The sequence below is a fragment of the Klenkia brasiliensis genome, from assembly GCF_900100695.1.
GTDB lineage: Bacteria > Actinomycetota > Actinomycetes > Mycobacteriales > Geodermatophilaceae > Klenkia > Klenkia brasiliensis.
The window spans coordinates 411,613-429,004 of sequence record NZ_FNCF01000001.1 but is presented as its reverse complement, the minus strand read 5'-3'; the positions used below and the strand labels follow the sequence as shown (position 1 = coordinate 429,004).

Annotated in this window: 19 protein-coding genes; 11 read left to right on the top strand and 8 right to left on the bottom strand. The window is 77.0% G+C overall.

Going from position 1 to position 17,392, the window contains the following annotated elements:
* The first annotated feature begins 48 nt into the window (after window positions 1-48).
* Together cobN and BLT39_RS02195 are read left to right on the top strand one after the other, a co-directional pair.
* Complete coding sequence (cobN, locus tag BLT39_RS02200) at window positions 49-3,663, top strand: cobaltochelatase subunit CobN (protein ID WP_207507522.1); 3,615 nt, start codon at window positions 49-51, stop codon at window positions 3,661-3,663.
* Window positions 3,660-4,235: an FKBP-type peptidyl-prolyl cis-trans isomerase gene (locus tag BLT39_RS02195; RefSeq protein WP_242658096.1), complete on the top strand. Its 576-nt coding sequence runs from the start codon at window positions 3,660-3,662 to the stop codon at window positions 4,233-4,235. Before cobN ends, BLT39_RS02195 begins: the two co-directional genes overlap by 4 nt.
* Before the next feature lie 163 nt (window positions 4,236-4,398).
* On the opposite strand, the gene BLT39_RS02190 is transcribed toward BLT39_RS02195, so the two are convergent.
* From BLT39_RS02190 to BLT39_RS02180, 3 genes are read right to left on the bottom strand one after another with little or no spacing between them, the layout of a single operon-like run.
* Window positions 4,399-5,169, bottom strand: coding sequence for an adenosylcobinamide-GDP ribazoletransferase (locus BLT39_RS02190; protein WP_242658095.1), 771 nt, complete (start codon window positions 5,167-5,169; stop codon window positions 4,399-4,401).
* Complete coding sequence (cobU, locus tag BLT39_RS02185) at window positions 5,166-5,687, bottom strand: bifunctional adenosylcobinamide kinase/adenosylcobinamide-phosphate guanylyltransferase (protein ID WP_091057862.1); 522 nt, start codon at window positions 5,685-5,687, stop codon at window positions 5,166-5,168. Before cobU ends, BLT39_RS02190 begins: the two co-directional genes overlap by 4 nt.
* Window positions 5,684-6,220, bottom strand: coding sequence for a histidine phosphatase family protein (locus tag BLT39_RS02180; RefSeq protein WP_091057858.1), 537 nt, complete (start codon window positions 6,218-6,220; stop codon window positions 5,684-5,686). The genes cobU and BLT39_RS02180 overlap by 4 nt, the downstream gene beginning before the upstream one ends.
* Window positions 6,221-6,244: 24 nt before the next feature.
* On the opposite strand from BLT39_RS02180, the gene BLT39_RS02175 reads away from it, so the two are divergent.
* A complete protein-coding gene (locus BLT39_RS02175; protein ID WP_242658094.1) occupies window positions 6,245-7,069 on the top strand; it encodes a Fic family protein in 825 nt (274 codons plus the stop codon).
* 10 nt (window positions 7,070-7,079) lie between these two features.
* Complete coding sequence (locus BLT39_RS02170; RefSeq protein WP_091057853.1) at window positions 7,080-8,102, top strand: aldo/keto reductase; 1,023 nt, start codon at window positions 7,080-7,082, stop codon at window positions 8,100-8,102.
* On the opposite strand, the gene BLT39_RS02165 is transcribed toward BLT39_RS02170, so the two are convergent.
* From BLT39_RS02165 to BLT39_RS02145, 5 genes are read right to left on the bottom strand one after another with little or no spacing between them, the layout of a single operon-like run.
* A complete protein-coding gene (locus tag BLT39_RS02165; protein WP_091057849.1) occupies window positions 8,080-8,505 on the bottom strand; it encodes a YkvA family protein in 426 nt (141 codons plus the stop codon). The two genes, BLT39_RS02170 and BLT39_RS02165, sit on opposite strands and share 23 nt — an antisense overlap.
* Before the next feature lie 10 nt (window positions 8,506-8,515).
* Window positions 8,516-9,928 (bottom strand): argininosuccinate synthase, encoded by a 1,413-nt coding sequence (argG, locus tag BLT39_RS02160; protein ID WP_091057845.1) that lies wholly within the window; start codon window positions 9,926-9,928, stop codon window positions 8,516-8,518.
* 29 nt (window positions 9,929-9,957) lie between these two features.
* Window positions 9,958-10,605, bottom strand: coding sequence for a response regulator (locus BLT39_RS02155; protein ID WP_242658093.1), 648 nt, complete (start codon window positions 10,603-10,605; stop codon window positions 9,958-9,960).
* Window positions 10,602-11,738 carry a MacS family sensor histidine kinase gene (gene macS, locus BLT39_RS22670; RefSeq protein WP_091057837.1) on the bottom strand — a complete coding sequence of 379 codons (1,137 nt, stop codon included), beginning with the start codon at window positions 11,736-11,738 and terminating at the stop codon, window positions 10,602-10,604. Before macS ends, BLT39_RS02155 begins: the two co-directional genes overlap by 4 nt.
* Window positions 11,735-12,535 carry an HAD family hydrolase gene (locus BLT39_RS02145; protein WP_091057833.1) on the bottom strand — a complete coding sequence of 267 codons (801 nt, stop codon included), beginning with the start codon at window positions 12,533-12,535 and terminating at the stop codon, window positions 11,735-11,737. Before BLT39_RS02145 ends, macS begins: the two co-directional genes overlap by 4 nt.
* A 151-nt stretch (window positions 12,536-12,686) precedes the next feature.
* Here BLT39_RS02145 and ssd point away from each other — a divergent pair, with 151 nt between their 5' ends.
* The 7 genes from ssd to BLT39_RS02110 all read left to right on the top strand — a co-directional run bounded on the left by ssd (window position 12,687) and on the right by BLT39_RS02110 (window position 17,387).
* Window positions 12,687-13,724 carry a septum site-determining protein Ssd gene (gene ssd / locus BLT39_RS02140; protein ID WP_242658092.1) on the top strand — a complete coding sequence of 346 codons (1,038 nt, stop codon included), beginning with the start codon at window positions 12,687-12,689 and terminating at the stop codon, window positions 13,722-13,724.
* Entirely contained in the window at window positions 13,717-14,853 is a 1,137-nt protein-coding gene (locus BLT39_RS02135; protein WP_091057824.1) for a TadA family conjugal transfer-associated ATPase, read from the top strand. Before ssd ends, BLT39_RS02135 begins: the two co-directional genes overlap by 8 nt.
* Window positions 14,850-15,614 carry a type II secretion system F family protein gene (locus BLT39_RS02130; RefSeq protein ID WP_091057821.1) on the top strand — a complete coding sequence of 255 codons (765 nt, stop codon included), beginning with the start codon at window positions 14,850-14,852 and terminating at the stop codon, window positions 15,612-15,614. The genes BLT39_RS02135 and BLT39_RS02130 overlap by 4 nt, the downstream gene beginning before the upstream one ends.
* Window positions 15,611-16,327 (top strand): type II secretion system F family protein, encoded by a 717-nt coding sequence (locus tag BLT39_RS02125; protein ID WP_091057819.1) that lies wholly within the window; start codon window positions 15,611-15,613, stop codon window positions 16,325-16,327. Before BLT39_RS02130 ends, BLT39_RS02125 begins: the two co-directional genes overlap by 4 nt.
* A gap of 141 nt (window positions 16,328-16,468) precedes the next feature.
* A complete protein-coding gene (locus BLT39_RS02120; RefSeq protein ID WP_091057816.1) occupies window positions 16,469-16,657 on the top strand; it encodes a DUF4244 domain-containing protein in 189 nt (62 codons plus the stop codon).
* Window positions 16,658-16,698: 41 nt separating this feature from the next.
* Entirely contained in the window at window positions 16,699-17,028 is a 330-nt protein-coding gene (locus BLT39_RS02115) for a TadE family type IV pilus minor pilin (protein WP_091059264.1), read from the top strand.
* Complete coding sequence (locus BLT39_RS02110) at window positions 17,025-17,387, top strand: Rv3654c family TadE-like protein (RefSeq protein ID WP_091057812.1); 363 nt, start codon at window positions 17,025-17,027, stop codon at window positions 17,385-17,387. The genes BLT39_RS02115 and BLT39_RS02110 overlap by 4 nt, the downstream gene beginning before the upstream one ends.
* The last annotated feature ends 5 nt before the right edge of the window (window positions 17,388-17,392 follow it).

Genomic DNA, 17,392 nt, shown 5'->3' with positions numbered 1-17,392 from the left:
CTGCCGTGCCCCACGAACTCCGGGCGCGGACCCGGGGGAAGGCTCACGGTGCGCACCTTCACGCTGCTGTCCACGTCCGACACCGACCTGCTCGCCGCCCGCACGAGCGACTCCGGGTGGCGGCTGGGCAACCCCTACCGCGTCGGCGACCTCGTCGAGTTCGCCCGCGGCACCGACCTCGTGGTCTTCCGCATCCTCGGGTCGCGGCGGAAGTACGAGGACATGGTGGCCCCGCTGCTGGGCCTCGGCGTCCCGGTGGTGGTGCTGGGCGGGGAGCAGCTGCCCGACGCCGAGCTGATGGAGCTCTCGACCGTGCCGATGGGCGTGGCCACCGAGGCGCACGCCTACCTCGCGCAGGGCGGCCCCGAGAACATCGTGCAGCTGCACCGCTTCCTCGCCGACACCGTGCTGCTGGACGGCGAGGGCTTCGAGCGGCCCGCCGAGGCACCCGCCTGGGGCGTGGTCGACCGGGCCACCACCGCGACCGGGCCGCGGGTCGCCGTCCTGTACTACCGGGCGCACCACCTGGCCGGGAACACCGCGTTCGTGGACTCCCTGTGCGCCGCGGTCGAGACCGCCGGCGGGGTGCCGGTGCCGGTCTACACGGCCTCGCTGCGCGCCGTGGACCCCGCGATGCTCGACGTGCTGCGCACCGTCGACGCGATGGTCGTCACCGTGCTCGCGGCCGGCGGTTCGCGCCCGGCCACCGCCCAGGCAGGTGGGGACGACGGCGCGTGGGACGTCGGCGAGCTCGCCCGGCTCGACATCCCGGTCATCCAGGGCCTGGTGCTGGGCAGCGACCGGGAGACCTGGGCCGGCAACGACGACGGGCTCTCCCCGCTGGACGTCGGCAACCAGGTGGCCATCCCCGAGTTCGACGGCCGGATCATCACCGTGCCGTTCTCCTTCAAGGAGGTCGACGCCGACGGCCTGACCTCCTACGTGCCCGACCCCGAGCGGGCCGCGCGGGTCGCCGGCATCGCCGTCGCGCACGCCCGGCTGCGGCACACCCCGCCGGCGCAGCGCAAGGTCGTGGTGATGCTGTCGGCCTACCCGACCAAGCACGCCCGGATCGGCAACGCGGTGGGACTGGACACCCCGGCCTCCGTCGTCCGGCTGCTGGCCGCCATGGCCGGGCAGGGCTACGACATCGGCCCGTTCGACGGCCCCGGATCGCTGCCCGGCGTCGCGGACCTCGACGGCGACGCCCTGGTGCACGCGCTCATCGAGGCCGGCGGGCAGGACCCCGACTGGCTCACCCAGGAGCAGCTGAGCGGCAACCCGGTGCGCATCCCGGCCGCCGAGTACCGCCGCTTCTTCGACACCCTGCCCGCCGAGCTCGCCGACCGGATGGTCGAGCACTGGGGCCCGCCGCCCGGGCAGCTGTTCGTCGACCCGACCGACGACTGCATCGTCTTCGCCGCCCTGCGGGCCGGCAACGTCGTGGTGATGGTGCAGCCCCCGCGCGGGTTCGGGGAGAACCCGATCGCGATCTACCACGACCCCGACCTGCCGCCCTCCCACCACTACCTGGCCGCCTACCACTGGCTGCGGTCGCAGTTCGGCGCGCACGCGCTGGTGCACGTGGGCAAGCACGGCAACCTGGAGTGGATGCCGGGCAAGACGGTGGGGCTCTCGGCGTCCTGCGCGCCCGACGCCGCACTCGGCGACCTGCCGGTGGTCTACCCGTTCCTGGTCAACGACCCCGGCGAGGGCTCGCAGGCCAAGCGCCGGGCGCACGCGGTGCTGGTCGACCACATGGTGCCGCCGATGGCCCGCGCGGACTCCTACGGCGACATCGCGCGGCTGGAGCAGCTGCTCGACGAGCACGCCAACATCGCCGCGATGGACCCGCCGAAGCTGCCGGCGATCCGCCAGCAGATCTGGACGCTGATCCAGGCCGCGAAGATGGACCACGACCTGGGCCTGGAGGACCGGCCGCACGACGCCGAGTTCGACGAGATGATCCTGCACGTCGACGGCTGGTTGTGCGCCATCAAGGACTCGCAGATCCGCGACGGCCTGCACGTGTTCGGCTCCCCGCCCGAGGGCGACGCCCGGGTGGGCCTGGTGCTGGCGATCCTGCGCGCCCGGCAGATCTGGGGCGGCGCGGTCGCGATGCCGGGCCTGCGCGAGGCGCTGGGCCTGGTCGAGGACGGGACGGCGGGCCTGGCGGAGACCGACGCCGTGGAGGCCCGGGCGCTGGCGCTGGTGGAGGGCCTGGAGGCCGCCGGCTGGACGTCGGAGGCCGTCGCGCCGGTGGTGCACGACGTCCTGGGCGCGGCGCACCCCGAGGTGGAGCGGGTGCTGCACTTCGCCGTCGACGAGCTGGTGCCGCGGCTGGCCCGCACCACCGACGAGATCGACCTGGCGCTGCACGCCCTGGACGGCGGCTACGTGCCGGCCGGGCCCTCGGGCTCGCCGCTGCGCGGGCTGGTCAACGTGCTGCCGACCGGGCGCAACTTCTACTCCGTCGACCCGCGGGCGGTGCCCTCGCGGCTGGCCTGGGAGACCGGGCAGGGCCTGGCCGACGGCCTGCTGGAGCGCTACCGGAACGAGGAGGGTTCCTGGCCCGCGTCGGTGGGCCTGTCGGTGTGGGGCACGTCGGCGATGCGCACCAGCGGTGACGACGTCGCCCAGGTGCTGGCGCTGCTCGGCGTCCGGCCGGTCTGGGACGAGGCCTCCCGCCGGGTCAAGGAGCTCGAGCCGATCCCGCTGGCCGAGCTCGGGCGGCCGCGCATCGACGTCGTCGTCCGCATCTCCGGGTTCTTCCGGGACGCCTTCCCGCACGTGGTGACCATGCTCGACGACGCGGTGACCCTGGCCGCCGGTCTCGACGAGTCGCCGGAGGACAACTACGTGCGCAAGCACGTCGACGCCGACGTGGCCGAGCACGGCGACCGCCGCCGGGCCACCACCCGGGTCTTCGGCTCCAAGCCCGGCGCGTACGGGGCGGGCCTGCTGTCGCTGATCGACAGCCGGGACTGGCGCACCGACGCCGACCTGGCCGAGGTCTACGCGGTGTGGGGCGGCTACGCCTACGGCCGCGACCTCGACGGCGCCGCCGCCCGGCCGGACATGGAGACCGCCTACCGGCGGATCGCGGTGGCGGCGAAGAACATCGACACCCGCGAGCACGACATCGCCGACTCCGACGACTACTTCCAGTACCACGGCGGGATGGTCGCCACGGTCCGCGCGCTGACCGGCAGCTCGCCGAAGGCCTACATCGGTGACTCCACCCGGCCCGAGCACGTGCGCACCCGCTCGCTGGTGGAGGAGACCTCGCGGGTCTTCCGGGCCCGGGTGGTCAACCCAAAGTGGATCGCCGCGATGCGCCGGCACGGCTACAAGGGCGCCTTCGAGATGGCCGCGACGGTGGACTACCTGTTCGGCTACGACGCCACCACCGGCGTGGTCGCCGACTGGATGTACGAGAAGCTGACCCAGAGCTACGTGCTGGACCCGGAGAACCGGGCGTTCCTGGAGGAGTCCAACCCCTGGGCGCTGCACGGGATCGCCGAGCGGCTGCTGGAGGCCGTGGACCGCGAGCTCTGGGCCGAGCCCGACCCCGAGGTCCTGGCCGCGCTGCGCCAGACCTACCTGGACACCGAGGGCGACCTCGAAGCAGGACCCCGTACCCCCGCCGAGAGGACCTCGTGACCCGCACCCGCTCCGCCCTGCTCGTCCTGCCCGCCGCGCTGCTCCTGGCCGCGTGCGGGTCCTCCACCACCTCCTCGGGCTCCTCGTCCGGCGCGGCGACCGCGTCGTCGCCGGCGGTGGCGGGCCCGACGACGGAGGCAGCTGCCTGCACCGACGCCCCGGCCACCGCGGAGGCGCCGTCGTCGGTGTCGGCGGACCTGTCGGTGGCGCCGGAGGTCACCGGGACCGACGCCGCGCCGCCGTGCGGGCTGGTGGTCTCCGACGTGGTGGTCGGCGACGGGCCGGTGGCCGAGTCGGGGTCGCAGGTCGAGGTGAAGTACGTGGGTGCCTTCTACGACACCGGGCAGACCTTCGACGCCTCCTGGAACCGGGGAGCGGACTCCACGCTGCCCTTCACCGCGGGCGCGGGCCGGGTCATCCCGGGCTTCGACCAGGGCGTGCAGGGCATGGCGGTCGGCGGCCGGCGGGTCATCACCATCCCCAGCGACCTGGGCTACGGCCCGGCGGGGCAGGGCCCCATCCCCGGCGGCGCCACCCTCGTCTTCGTGGTGGACCTGGTCTCCGTCGACTGACCCCTGGCCGGGGTCGGAGGCGGTCCCGCACGGTGGGAGGTGGTCGCGACGGCCTCCCACCGCCAGGGGTCACCTCCCACCCCCGCAGCCGGGGTGGCCGGACATCTCCCACGGTGGCCGGCCGTCGCCCGGTGCGCACACCGTCGGTGATGTGCGGCCACCCTCAGCCGAGGGGCAGCAGGACCGCGGCGGCGAGCAGGGTGGCCGCCGTCGTGACCTCGGCCGTCGCGCCCAGGACGTCGCCGTTCACCCCGCCGAGCCGGGACCGGGCGTGCCGGTGCAGCACCTCGCCGGCCAGCAGGCCGAGCACCGCCGACGCGCCCAGCAGGAGGCCCCGCACCGGGTCGCCCTCGGCCGCCGACGCCACGGCGAGCGCGACCGCCACGACGCACCCCGCGAACCAGCGCCGCGAGACCGTGCCCGCCACCGCGGCGGCCATGGCCGAGCCCTCGGCGACCGGGACACCGGGCAGCCCGGCGCGGGTCAGCGCGAGCCGCGAGACCAGCACCGCCACCGCGATCGCCTGCCAGCCCCCACCCGACGGCAGCAGCGACGCCGCGCAGGCCACCTGCAGCAGCAGCACCAGGACGAGCGTGGCCACGCCGAACGGGCCGACGTCGCCGGAGCGCATGACCTGCAGCGCCCGCTCCCGGCCGCGCAGCGGTCCGAGCCCGTCGGCGGTGTCGGCGAGCCCGTCCAGGTGCAGGCCCCGGGTGGCCAGCGCCAGCGCGGCCACGGCGAGGACCGCCCCGACCAGCGGTGCGGCGTAGGTGCTGCCCGCCCAGCCGACCGCGCCCGCGCCGCCGCCCAGGGCGACACCGACGACCGGGGCCCACGGCAGCACCCCCCGCCCGCCCGGGTCCGGCACCGGTGGGCGCACCCGGAAGGCGGTCAGCCAGACGAAGGACTCCCGGACGTGGTCCGCGGCGTTCACCGCAGGCGCTGGGGCAGCCCGGCGACGACGAACCAGACCTCGTCGGCGGTCGCGGCCAGCCGCTGGTTCACCGTGCCGAGGGTGTCGCGGAACAGCCGGCCCGACGTCGTCTCCGGCACCACGCCCAGCCCGACCTCGTCGCTGACCGCCACCACGTGCGCGGGGGTCATCACCCACGCCTCGAGCAGCTCGTCGACCCGGCGGGAGAGCCGGTCGCGGGCGCGCTGGCCGCCGTCCCAGACCCCGCTGGCGTCCATCATCGCGGTCACCCAGGTGGTCACCGAGTCGACCAGGTAGACGCCGGGCAGCACCAGCTCGCCGGGGTTGGTCGTCTCCTTGGTGGTCCAGCTCGCCGGCCGGCGGGCCCGGTGCGCGGCGACCCGGGCGGTCCACTCGGCGTCGTCCGGGCGGGGGTCCGACGTGGCCAGGTAGGTGACGTCGTCCCGGCCCTCGAGCAGCGACTCGGCGTGCGCGGACTTCCCCGACCGGGAGCCGCCCAGCACCAGCGTGCGGCTCACAGCTCGAGCCGGGTGATCGAGCCGTTGTGCGGGGTGGTGTGCGGCATGCCCTCGGGTCCGTCGCCGGCGACCACGGCCTGCGCCGCCCGGATCGTGTCGCCGTGGGTGACCAGGGCGACGACGTCGGCCGGGGGAGCGGCCTGCAGGTCGGACAGGTAGGCGGCCACCCGGGCGTGCAGCTGGGCCAGGGACTCCCCGCCCTGGGCCGCCCAGTGCACGTCGGTCCAGTCCACGACGTCCCACAGCTCGCGGGAGGGCCGGCCCTCCAGGACGCCGTAGCCCTGCTCGCGCAGCGCCGGCGTGGTGGTGAACCGTCGTCCGGTCGCGGCCATGCAGTGCTCGGCGGTCTGCACGGCGCGGTGCAGGTCGCTGGCCACCATGGCCCCGGGCGCCAGCCCCGCGAGCTCGGCGGCCGCGGCGCGGGCCTGCTCGTGGCCGAGCTCGGACAACGGCACGTGCGCCGTCTGGCCCTGCATGAGGCCGGCGGCGTTCCAGGTGCTCTGTCCGTGGCGGACGAGCAGGACGGTGGTCATCGAGGGGGAGCCTAGGGTCGAGGAGTGACCATCCCCATGCGGCCACCCACCGACGGCCCCGGCGCGGCCGCCCTCGGCGCCCGGCGCGGCGCCCCCCGGAGCCGCCCGGCCGGCCCCGACCCGCTCGCGCCGCTGCTGGACCTGCCCGGCGTGCGGGACGCCGCCGAGGCCGCCCGCACCGCCGTCGACCGGCTGCTGGGGCACAAGGTGCTGCGCCGGGAGTCCGCCGGGGTGAGCTCGGAGTCCGCGCTGCGCGGGGCCCGGGCGTCCGCGGCGCTGGAGGGCGTCGACGTCCCGCTGGCCCAGGTGCGCACCGGCGACGTGTCCGACCCGACCCTGCAGGGCGCGCTGCGGGTGTCGGTGGCGCTGGGCTCGATGGTCGAGACCTGGGACCGGGCGCCGGGGCAGGTGCTGGCCCGCATGCACGTGCTGGCCGCCGCCGACCTCGCCCCGCGCGAGGAGCTGGGGCGGCCCTCCGCGCAGGCCGGTCCGCGGCTGGGCGGGGTGTTCGCCCTGGTCACCGGCGCGACGTCGGCGCCCGCCGTCCTCGTGGCCGCCGTGGTGCACGGCGAGCTGGCCGCGGTCGAGCCCTTCACGGCCGGCAGCGGCGTCGTGGCCCGGGCGGCCGGGCGGTTGACCGGCATCGCCCGGGGGTTGGACCCCAAGGCGGTGTCGGTGCCCGAGGTGGGCTTCGCCGAGCTGGGCGCCCCGGCCTACGCCGACGCACTGGCCGGCTACCGCAGCGGCACCGCCGAGGGCGTTGCTGGCTGGCTGGTGCACTGCGCGCGGGCCACCGAGCTCGGCGCCCGCGAGGGCCTGGCGATCTGCGAGTCCCTGCTGCGCGGTTGAGACTGGGGCGATGCGCTCCCTCGACGTCGACGGTCTGGGCCAGGTCTCGCGGATCGGTCTGGGCACCTGGCAGTTCGGCTCCCGCGAGTGGGGCTACGGCGACGACTACGCCGGCGCGGGGGCGACCGCCATCGTCCGGCGCGCGCTCGAGCTGGGCATCACGCTGTTCGACACCGCGGAGGTCTACGGCCCCGGCAAGAGCGAGCGGATCCTCGGCGCCGCGCTCGCCGACGCCCGCGACGACGTCGTCCTCGCCTCCAAGGTCCTGCCGGTCGCGCCGTTCCCGAAGCTGGTGCGCAAGGCGTGGCAGGGCAGCGCCCAGCGGCTCGGCGTCCGGCGCATCCCGCTCTACCAGGTGCACCAGCCCAACCCCGTCGTCCCCGACACCGTGACGATGAAGGGCATGGGGGCGCTGCTGGACGAGGGCCGCATCGGCGCCGTCGGCGTCTCGAACTACTCCCTCGACCGCTGGCGGGAGGCCGACGCCGCGCTGGGCCGCCCGGTGATCAGCAACCAGGTCGAGTTCTCCCTCGCCGCGGCCGGGCCGCTGGCCGACCTGGTGCCCTTCGCGCAGGCCGAGGACCGGCTGGTCATCGCCTACAGCCCGCTGGCGCAGGGCCTGCTGGGCGGGAAGTACGGCGTGGACAACCGCCCCGGCGGGGTGCGGGCGATGAACAAGCTCTTCGGCACCGAGAACCTGCGCCGGGTGGAGCCGCTGCTGGCGGTGCTGCGCGAGGTCGCCGACGCCCACGGCGTCGCCCCCGCCCAGGTCGCGCTGGCCTGGTTGCTGGCCCAGCCGCGCACGGTGGCCATCCCCGGGGCCTCCAGCGTGGAGCAGCTGGAGTTCAACGCGGCCGCGGCCGACCTCGACCTGGCCGCCGACGAGGTCACCGCCCTGACCGCCGCGGCGCTGGCCTTCGACCCGCAGTCGGCGGTGAGCACGCTCGCCGAGCGGGCCAAGGAGGAGGCCGGGCCGCTGCTGCAGCGGGCGGCCCCGGTGCTGGACCGCGTCAAGCAGGCCCTGCGCCGCTGAGCCCGGCCAGCCGCCGGACCAGCTGCAGGCCGGCGGGGCTGCCCGGCCAGTGCCGGGCCAGCGCGTCGGGCCCGGCCGCCCGCACCACCGACCGCAGCACCAGCGCGACCACCACGGCGTCGTCGGCGTACCCGATGACCGGCAGCACGTCGGGCACCAGGTCGACCGGCGAGGCCAGGTAGACCAGCAGCAGGACCAGCCGGACCCGGACGCCGCGGGGCAGCGACCCGTCCCCGGCCAGCCGCTTCACCAGCCGGACGACGTCGGGCAGCAGCCGCCACGCCTCCCGGGTCGGCACCGTCTCCGGGTGCCGCCGCGCGTAGGCCCACAGCAGCCCGAGCAGGACGGCGTAGACCAGCGCCAGCCCGGCGAGGACGCCGAGCAGCACCTGCCACCAGCTCATCGGCGGGCCATCAGTCGGTGCCGACCTCCATGGCGGCGCGGTCGAGCAGCTCGTCCTCGCGGCTGGCCTGGCCACGCGAGGCGATGGCGTCGGCGCCGCCGGCCTCCAGCGAGCCGACCAGGTCGGCGTGCGAGCCCAGCATGCCGATGGCGGCGTACTGCTCGAGCTTGGCGCGGGAGTCGGCGATGTCGAGGTTGCGCATGGTCAGCTGACCGATCCGGTCGACCGGGCCGAAGGCGGAGTCGGTCGTGCGCTCCATCGACAGCTTGTCCGGGTGGTAGCTGAAGGCCGGGCCCTGGGTGTCCATGATCGTCCAGTCCTCGCCACGCCGGAGCCGCAGCGTGACCTGGCCGGTGATCGCCGCGCCCACCCAGCGCTGCAGGGACTCGCGCAGCATCAGGCCCTGCGGGTCCAGCCAGCGGCCCTCGTACATGAGCCGGCCCAGCCGCCGTCCCTCGCGGTGGTAGGTCTCGAGGGTGTCCTCGTTGTGGATGGCGTTGACCAGCCGCTCGTAGGCGATGTGCAGCAGCGCCATGCCCGGGGCCTCGTAGATCCCGCGGCTCTTGGCCTCGATGATGCGGTTCTCGATCTGGTCGCTCATGCCCAGGCCGTGCCGGCCGCCGATCGCGTTGGCCGCCAGGACCAGGTCCACGTCGGTGTCGAAGCGCTGCCCGTCGATGCTCACCGGCCGGCCCTGCTCGAAGCCGATCGTCACGTCCTCGGGGGCGATCTCGACCTCGGGGTCCCAGAACCGCACGCCCATGATCGGCTGCACGATCTCGATCCCGGTGTCCAGGTGCTCCAGCGACTTGGCCTCGTGGGTGGCGCCCCAGATGTTGGCGTCGGTCGAGTAGGCCTTCTCCGTGGAGTCCCGGTAGGGCAGGCCGTGCTCGACGAGCCACTCGCTCATCTCCTTGCGGCCGCCGAGCTCGGTGACGAAGTCGGCGTCCAGCCACGGCTTGTAGATCCGCAACGACGGGTTGGCCATCAGGCCGTAGCGGTAGAACCGCTCGATGTCGTTGCCCTTGAACGTCGAGCCGTCGCCCCAGATCTGCACGCCGTCCTCGAGCATCGCCCGGACCAGCAGCGTGCCGGTGACCGCGCGGCCCAGGGGCGTGGTGTTGAAGTAGGCGCGCCCACCGGAGCGGATGTGGAAGGCGCCGCAGGTCAGGGCCGCCAGGCCCTCCTCCACCAGCGCCGCCCGGCAGTCGACCAGCCGGGAGATCTCGGCGCCGTACTGGACCGCCCGGCCGGGGATCGAGCCGATGTCGGTCTCGTCGTACTGGCCGATGTCGGCGGTGTAGGTGCAGGGGACCGCGCCCTTGTCGCGCATCCAGGCGACCGCCACGGAGGTGTCGAGACCACCGGAGAAGGCGATGCCGACGCGTTCGCCGACGGGGAGGGACGTCAGTACCTTGGACACGACAAGAGATTATGCACTGGGCCGCATTGTCATGCATCACCGGGGTCGGCCAGGCCGTGCTCGATGGCGTAGCGGGTGAGCTCGACCCGGTTGTGCAGCTGCAGTTTGCGCAGGGTGTTCTGCACGTGGTTCTCCACCGTGCGGTGGCTGAGCACCAGCCGCTCGGCGATCGCCCGGGCCGACAGACCCCGGCTGACCAGCTTGAGCACCTCGGTCTCGCGCTCGGTCAGCCGGGGGGCGCCGTCGTCCGGGCCGGCCTGCAGCCGCCGGTACTCCCCGAGCAGCAGCCCGGCCAGGCCCGCGGAGAACACCGCGTCCCCGGCGGCCGTGCGGGTGACCGCGTCGGCCAGCTCGTCGGCGGACGCGGACTTCACCAGGTAGCCCGACGCCCCGGCCTTGACCGCCTCCAGCACGTCGGACTGCTCCGCGCTGGCCGACAGCACCAGCACCCGGGTGGCCGGCAACGCGGCCACCACGTCGCGGGTGGCGTCGACCCCGGACCCCTCGCCGAGCTGCAGGTCCATCACCACCACGTCGGGCCGCACGGCCTGGGCACGCCGGACCGCGGCCCCGGCGTCGCCGGCGGTGGCCACCACGTCGAAGCCCCGGGCGGCGAGGTCGCGCTCCACGGCCCCCCGCCACATCGGGTGGTCGTCGACCACCATCACCGTCGTCACCGCTCGCCCTCCCTCGGCACGGTCAGCTCCCACTCGGTGCCCTGCCCGGGCCCGGTGCGCAGGACGGCGGACCCGCCCAGGTCGGCCAGCCTGCCGCAGATGGAGGACCGCACGCCGTGGTGGCCCTCCTGCTCGGCGGCCGGCAGCCGGCCCTCGGGGATGCCGGGGCCGTCGTCACGGACCACCACGACCACCTCGTCGTCGGCGGGCTCCAGCGACACCCAGGCCCGCGCACCGGGTGCGTGCCCGGCGGTGTTGGCCAGCGCCTCGCGGACCGCGGCCACCAGCTCGCCGCCGGTGTGCGCGGGCACCTCGACGGGTTCGGCCGGGCCGCTGACCTCGACGTCGGGGGTGGCCAGCAGCCGGAGGGCCGTGCCCAGGTCGGTGGTGCCGACGGCGACCGGCGCCCCGGTGGTCAGCAGGCCGCGCAGCGCGACCTCCTGCTCGGCGGCCAGCCGGCCCAGGTCGGCCAGCTCGGCGGAGGAGCGGGCCCGCCGGCGGACCGCGACCAGCACCTGCAGCACGCCGTCGTGCACCGCCCGGCCCAGCCGCTCCCGCTCGGCGGCGGCGGCCTGCGCGGCGGCGGCCTCGCGCAGGGCCGTCTCGGCCTGCCCGGTGATGGTCGCGGCGTGCCCCAGCAGGACCGAGACCAGCACCAGCAGGGTCAGGTTGAACACCTCGCGGTCGCCGACGTACCCGCGCAGGGTCGTCACCGCCGCCCAGACCACCAGTGCCCCGGCCAGGCCGCCGAGCCGCCCGCGCACCAGCGCCATCGCCAGCGCCGGGCCGGCGACCCAGATGGAGGTGACGATCGGGGCGCCCTGCCCGAGCGCCCCGGCCGGCTGGGTGGTCACCGTGGCGGCCAGCAGCAGGACCGTGACGCCGAGGTCGAGCAGGGTGGTGCGCACCCGCCGGCCCGACGCGCGGCTGTAGAGCACCGTGACCACGCCGGTCCACACCGCCATGGCGCCCAGCACCGCCAGCGGTGCGGCGATCCCGGGGTAGTCCCCGCGCTCCCGGAACCAGCCGAGGACGGCGACCACCCAGGTCACCAGCCGGAACGCGACCACCACCCGCCACAGCGGGGCGAGCAGGTCACGGTGCCGGACCGGTGGCCCGCCGGGCGCGGTCATCCGGTGCGCAGCGCCCGCCGACGGGCGAACCAGGCCAGCCCGACCACCGCGGCACCCACCCCGACGGCGGCGCCGGTGACCACCGGCGTCCGCTGCCCGGTGCGGGCCGACAGCGCCACCGGCCGGGAGAACACCAGCACCGGCCAGCCGCGCTCGGTGGCCGCCCGGCGCAGGGCGCGGTCGGGGTTGACCGCCGTGGGGTGGCCGACGGCCTCGAGCATGGGCAGGTCGGTGATCGAGTCGGAGTAGGCGTGGCAGTCGGCCAGGTCGTAGCCCCGCTCCGCGGCGACCGCGCGCATCGCCTCGGCCTTGCCCTCGCCGTAGGCGTAGAACTCGATCTCCCCGGTGTAGCGGCCCTCGGCCACCACCATGCGGGTCGCGACCACCCGGTCCACCCCGAGCATCTCGCCGATCGGCTCCACCATCTCCGCGCCGCTGCTGGAGACGATCACCACCTCGCGGCCGGCCGACCGGTGCGCCTCGATGAGGTCCACCGCCTCGGCGTACACCAGCGGGTCGACGATCGTGTGCAGCGTCTCCCGGACGATGTCGTGCACCGTCTCGGTGCTCCACCCGGTGCACATCGCGGTGATCTGGGCGCGCATGCGCTCCATCTGCACCGCGTCGGCGCCGGCGAGGGAGAACACGAACTGGGCGTAGGCGCCCTTGAGCACCGCCCGGCGGTTGATCAGCCCGCCCCGGTAGAAGGGTCCGCCGAAGGCCAGGGTGCTGGACTTGGCGATCACGGTCTTGTCCAGGTCGAAGAACACCGCACTGCGGGGCTCGACGCGGTCCATGGGGCACGAGGCTAAGGGCAGCACGGGGGGCCGACGGGCGGCTCGCCGTCGTCCACACCCGGACGGGTTGTCCACAGATCCGTCGCGCGGCCACCGCGGAGGCCATCGCGGGTGCTCACTGCCCGGTGTGGACGCCACTCCCCATCCCCTCGTGATCAGCTCCGACGCCGGCCTGGTCGACGACCTGCTGCACCTGCTCGCCGCGGCCGGCACCACCGCCGAGCTCACCCACGGCGGAGCCGCCCTGCGCCGCGCGCACCGGGCCGCGCCGCTGGTGCTCGTCGGCGCCGACGCCCTCGCCGCGCCCGCGGTGCTCGCGCTGCCCCGCCGGCCCGGGGTGGTGGTGGCCGCGCACGGCGAGCTCGGCCCCGCGGCGTTCGACGCCGCCCTGGCGCTGGGCGCCGAGCGGGTCGTCCGGCTGCCGCAGGACGAGGGCTGGCTGGTGGAGCGAGCGGTCCGCGCGGTCACCGACCCCGTCGAGACCGGCACCCTCACCGTGGTCGCCGGTGCCTGCGGCGGCGCCGGGGCCAGCACCCTGGCCACCGCGCTCGCGCTGTCGCTGCGCGGGGAGCGCGCGACCGTGCTGGTCGACGCCGACGGCCACGCCGGCGGTCTGGACCTGGTGCTGGGCGCGGAGTGGGAGGACGGCCTGCGCTGGCCCGACCTGGCCGGTCTGCGCGGCCGGGTCGACGGTGCACCGGTGGTGGCCGCGCTGCCCCGGGCCCACGGCGTGCACGTGCTGGCCCCCTCCCGCGAGGCACCCGCGCCGGTGCCCGCCGCGGCGCTGGCCGCGGTGGTCGCCGCCGCCCGGGCCGGGGGCCACCCCGTCGTCGTCGACCTGCCGGTGCGGGCCGACCCGGCGCTGGTCGAGCCCGTGCTGGCCGAGGCCGACCTGGTCGTCCTGGTCGTGCCCGGCCGGGTGCGCGCGCTGGCCGCGGCCGCGGCGCTGCTCGCCGACCCGGTGTGGGCCCGCGCGGTGCTCGTGGTCCGCACCGCGCCCGGCGGGCTGGGGGCTGCCGAGGTCGGCGCCGCGCTGGACCGCCCGGTCGTCGCCGAGCTGGTGCACGACCGCTCCGCCCTGCCGCGCGGCGAGCGCGGCGAGCCGCCGCAGACCGGCGCGCGCACCCCGCTGGGGCAAGTGGGGCGCCGGCTGCTGCCACGGCTGCAGCGGGCGGTCACCGGTGGCTGAGCCGCTGGTCGAGCGGGTGCGGCACCGGCTGGCCGGCGCCGTGCCCGGGCTGCCCAGCCAGGCCGAGGTGGCGGCGCTGGTCCGGCAGGAGTCCGGGGGCCTGCTGGGCGACGACGACGTGCTGACCGCGGTGCGCGCCGCGGTCGACGAGTTCTCCGGGGCCGGGGTGCTGGAGCCCCTGCTGCGCCGGCCGGGGACCACCGACGTGCTGGTCGTCGGCCCGGGCGCGGTGTGGGTCGACCGGGGCGCCGGCCTGGAGCGCGCCGACGTCGCCTTCGCCGACGACGAGGCAGTGCGGCGGCTCGCCGTCCGGCTGGCCGCGTCGGCCGGGCGGCGGCTGGACGACGCGGCACCGTGGGTGGACGTCGGCCTGCCCGACGGCACCCGGCTGCACGCGGTGCTCCCGCCGGTCTCGGGCTCGGGCACCTGCCTCTCGCTGCGGGTGCTGCGCCGCGCCCGGCTCGGCCTGCCCGAGCTCGCCGCCGCCGGGGCGCTGCCGGGCCGGTCGGGGGATCTGCTGGCCGCACTGGTCCGCCGCCGCGCGGCGTTCCTGGTCACCGGCGGCACCGGGACCGGCAAGACCACCCTGCTGTCGGCATTGCTCGGTCTGGCCGACCCGGGGGAGCGGCTGCTGCTGTGCGAGGACGCCGCCGAGCTCGACCCCGCCCACCCGCACGTGGTCCGGCTGCTCACCCGGCCGCCCAACGTCGAGGGCAGCGGTGCGGTCGGCCTGCGCGACCTGGTGCGCCAGGCGCTGCGGATGCGGCCCGACCGGCTGGTGGTGGGCGAGGTCCGCGGCGCGGAGGTGGTCGACCTGCTGGCCGCGCTCAACACCGGCCACGACGGCGGGTGCGGCACGCTGCACGTCAACCGGGCCGCCGACGTCCCCGCCCGGCTCGAGGCCCTGGGCACCGCCGCCGGGCTGGGCCGGGCCGCGGTGCACAGCCAGGCCGCCGCCGCGCTGTCGGTGGTGGTCCACCTGCGCCGGGGTGCCGTCGGCCGCCAGGTGGTCGAGCTCGGCGTGGTCCGCCGCACCGGTGACCTGGTCGAGGTGGCCGCCGGGTGGCGCGCCGACGGCGGGCCGACCCCCGCGGCCGCGGAGCTGGCCGAGCTGCTGGGCCCGCCGTGACCGCCGTCCTCCTGCTGCTGGCCGCGGCGGCGCTGCTGTGGCCGGGTCGGCCCGGTGGGGTGAGCCGGCTGCACCCGCGCCGCCCCGGGAGGGTGCTGGCCCCGTCGCCGGCGGTCCTCGTCGCGCTCACCGCCGCCGTGGGGGCGGTGCTCTCCACCCCGGTGGTGGCCGGGCTGGCGGCGGCCGCGGTGCACGGCGTCCTGCGGGCCCGCCGGCGCCGGGCGGACGAGCGCGACGCCCGGGCCCAGGAGGCCGCGCTCGCCGAGGCGCTGGGGGTGCTGGCCGCCGAGCTGCGGGCCGGCCGCCCCCTCGGCGACGCGGCCACCACGGCCGTCGGTGGCTGCCCCCACCCGCGCGCGGCCGGGGCCCTGCGCCCGGTCCTGCTCGGCGGGTCGGCGCCCCCGGGCACGCCCGCCCCCGCGCGGGCGTGCCTGGACCGCATCGCCACGGCGCGGGCGGTGAGCGTGCGCACCGGGTGCTCCCTGGCCGCCGCGGTCGGTGCCGCCGAGGACGACCTGCGCGCGCGGGCCCGGACCCGTGAGGAGCTCGCCGTCGCGCTGGCCGGCCCGCGGGCGTCGGGCCGGGTGCTCGCCGGGCTCCCGGTGATCGGCCTGCTCATGGGCGCCGGCATCGGTGCCGACCCCTGGACGGTCCTGACCACCACCCCGGTCGGCACGGCGCTGCTGGTGGCCGGCTGCGGGCTCGAGGCGGCCGGCCTGGCGTGGACCCGCCGGCTCACCGAGCGGGCGGCCACCCGGTGAACGGTGCGCTCCCCGCCGCCGGGCTGCTGGTGGCCGCGCTGCTCACCTGGCCGCGGGCGCCCGGGGCCGCCGCCCGCCTGCAGCCACCTGCGGCACCGGTCGACCGGCCGCTCCCGCAGCAGGCGGGTCCGGTGCGCCGGTGGGTGCTCGCCGGGGTGGCGGGCGTCGCCGTCGTCGCCGTCGGCGGGGCCGGGCCGGGCACCCTCCTGCTGGCCGCCGGGGTGGTCGTCGGGGTCGAGCGGTGGGCCCGTCGGGCGGGCGCCGCCCCGGACCCGGGCGGGCAGCTGCGGGCGGACCTGCCGGTGGCCTGCGACCTGCTCGCGGTCTGCCTGGCCGCCGGCACCCCGGTCGGCGGGGCCCTCGGGTCGGTCGGCGACGCCCTGGGCGGTCCCCTGGGTGCGGTGCTGGCCGAGGTCGCCGCCCGGGTGCGGCTGGGTGCGGACCCGCGCCGGGCCTGGGCCGGTGTCCCCGTCGACGTCGCGCCGCTGGCCCGGGTGGTCGCGCGGGCGGGGGAGAGCGGGTCGTCGGTGGTGCCCGCGCTGCAGGCCCTGGCCGTCGACCGGCGCGCGGCGCAGCGCGCGGCCACCGCGGCGGCGGTGCAGCGGGCCGGGGTGGCCGTGCTGGCCCCGCTGGGCGCCTGCTTCCTGCCCGCGTTCCTCTGCCTGGGCGTGGTGCCGCTGGTGCTCGGCGTCGCCGCCGACGTGCTCGGGTGAAGCACACCCGCCGCGGAGCTGCCCGCCGTCGTCCACACCGGGGAGGGCCGTCCACAGATCGGGTCGGCCCCGCCCCGCGGGCCCCTCGGCGCCGCAGGCTCCCCGCAGGGCCCGACGGACGGGCCGAGGAGGAGGTGCGGGATGAGGGACTGGCGGTGGGTGCGGCGGGTGACGGCGGACCCCGAGGACGGGATGAGCACCGCGGAGTACGCGGTCGGCACGGTGGCGGCGTGCGCGTTCGCCGCGGTGCTCTACCAGGTGGTCACCGGCGACTCCGTGGTCGCCGGGCTCGGTGCCCTGGTGTCCCGGGCGCTGGCCACGCTGGCCTGACGGTGGCGCGCGCCCGGGTCGGTCGGCGCCCCGAGGGGGGCATGGTCACCGCCGAGACCGCGGTCGTCCTGCCGGTCCTGCTCGTCGTGCTGGCCGGGGCGGTGGCGGCGGTGGTGCTGGTGGGTGCCCAGCTGCGCTGCGTCGACGCCGCACGGGAGGGCGCGCGGGCCGCCGCCCGCGGCGAGGCCGCCGCGGTGGTCACCGACCTCGCCGGACGGGCCGGCCCCGACGGGGCAGCCGTGCGCACGGCCACCGCCGGTGACCGGGTGCGGGTGACGGTGTCCGCCCGCGTGCAGCCGCTGGGCCCGCTGCCGCTGGCGCTCACCGTCTCGGCGACCGCTACGGCCCTGGTCGAGCCCGGTGCCGGGTGACCGGCGAACGCGGCTCGGCCACGGTGTGGACCACGGCGCTGGCCGCGGTGCTGGCCCTCGTGGGTGCCGCGGCCGTGCTGGTGGGGGCTGCGGTGGTGGCCCGGCACCGGGCGGGCTCGGCGGCCGACCTCGCCGCCCTCGCGGTGGCCGCGCGGGCGGTGCGCGGTGACCCCGGTCCGTGCGCTGCGGGCACCGCGGTGGCCGCCGAGAACGGCGCCGAGCTGGTCGGCTGCTCGGTGGGTCCGGGTGCCGTGGTCGCCGTCGAGGTGTCGGTGCCGGTCCGGCTCGGACCGCTGGGGCTGCTCGCCGCCGGCGGCCGGGCGCGGGCCGGGCCGGTGCCCTGGGACGCCGACCCGTGACCGGC

Coding starts and splice junctions, on each gene's coding strand:
- BLT39_RS02180 (WP_091057858.1), bottom strand. CDS start 6,220: ATGACCACCGTCCTGCTCGTCCGCCACGGACAGAGCACCTGGAACGCC.
- BLT39_RS02170 (WP_091057853.1), top strand. CDS start 7,080: ATGCGCTCCCTCGACGTCGACGGTCTGGGCCAGGTCTCGCGGATCGGT.
- BLT39_RS02165 (WP_091057849.1), bottom strand. CDS start 8,505: ATGAGCTGGTGGCAGGTGCTGCTCGGCGTCCTCGCCGGGCTGGCGCTG.
- macS (WP_091057837.1), bottom strand. CDS start 11,738: ATGACCGCGCCCGGCGGGCCACCGGTCCGGCACCGTGACCTGCTCGCC.
- BLT39_RS02145 (WP_091057833.1), bottom strand. CDS start 12,535: ATGGACCGCGTCGAGCCCCGCAGTGCGGTGTTCTTCGACCTGGACAAG.
- BLT39_RS02120 (WP_091057816.1), top strand. CDS start 16,469: ATGAGGGACTGGCGGTGGGTGCGGCGGGTGACGGCGGACCCCGAGGAC.
- BLT39_RS02115 (WP_091059264.1), top strand. CDS start 16,699: ATGGTCACCGCCGAGACCGCGGTCGTCCTGCCGGTCCTGCTCGTCGTG.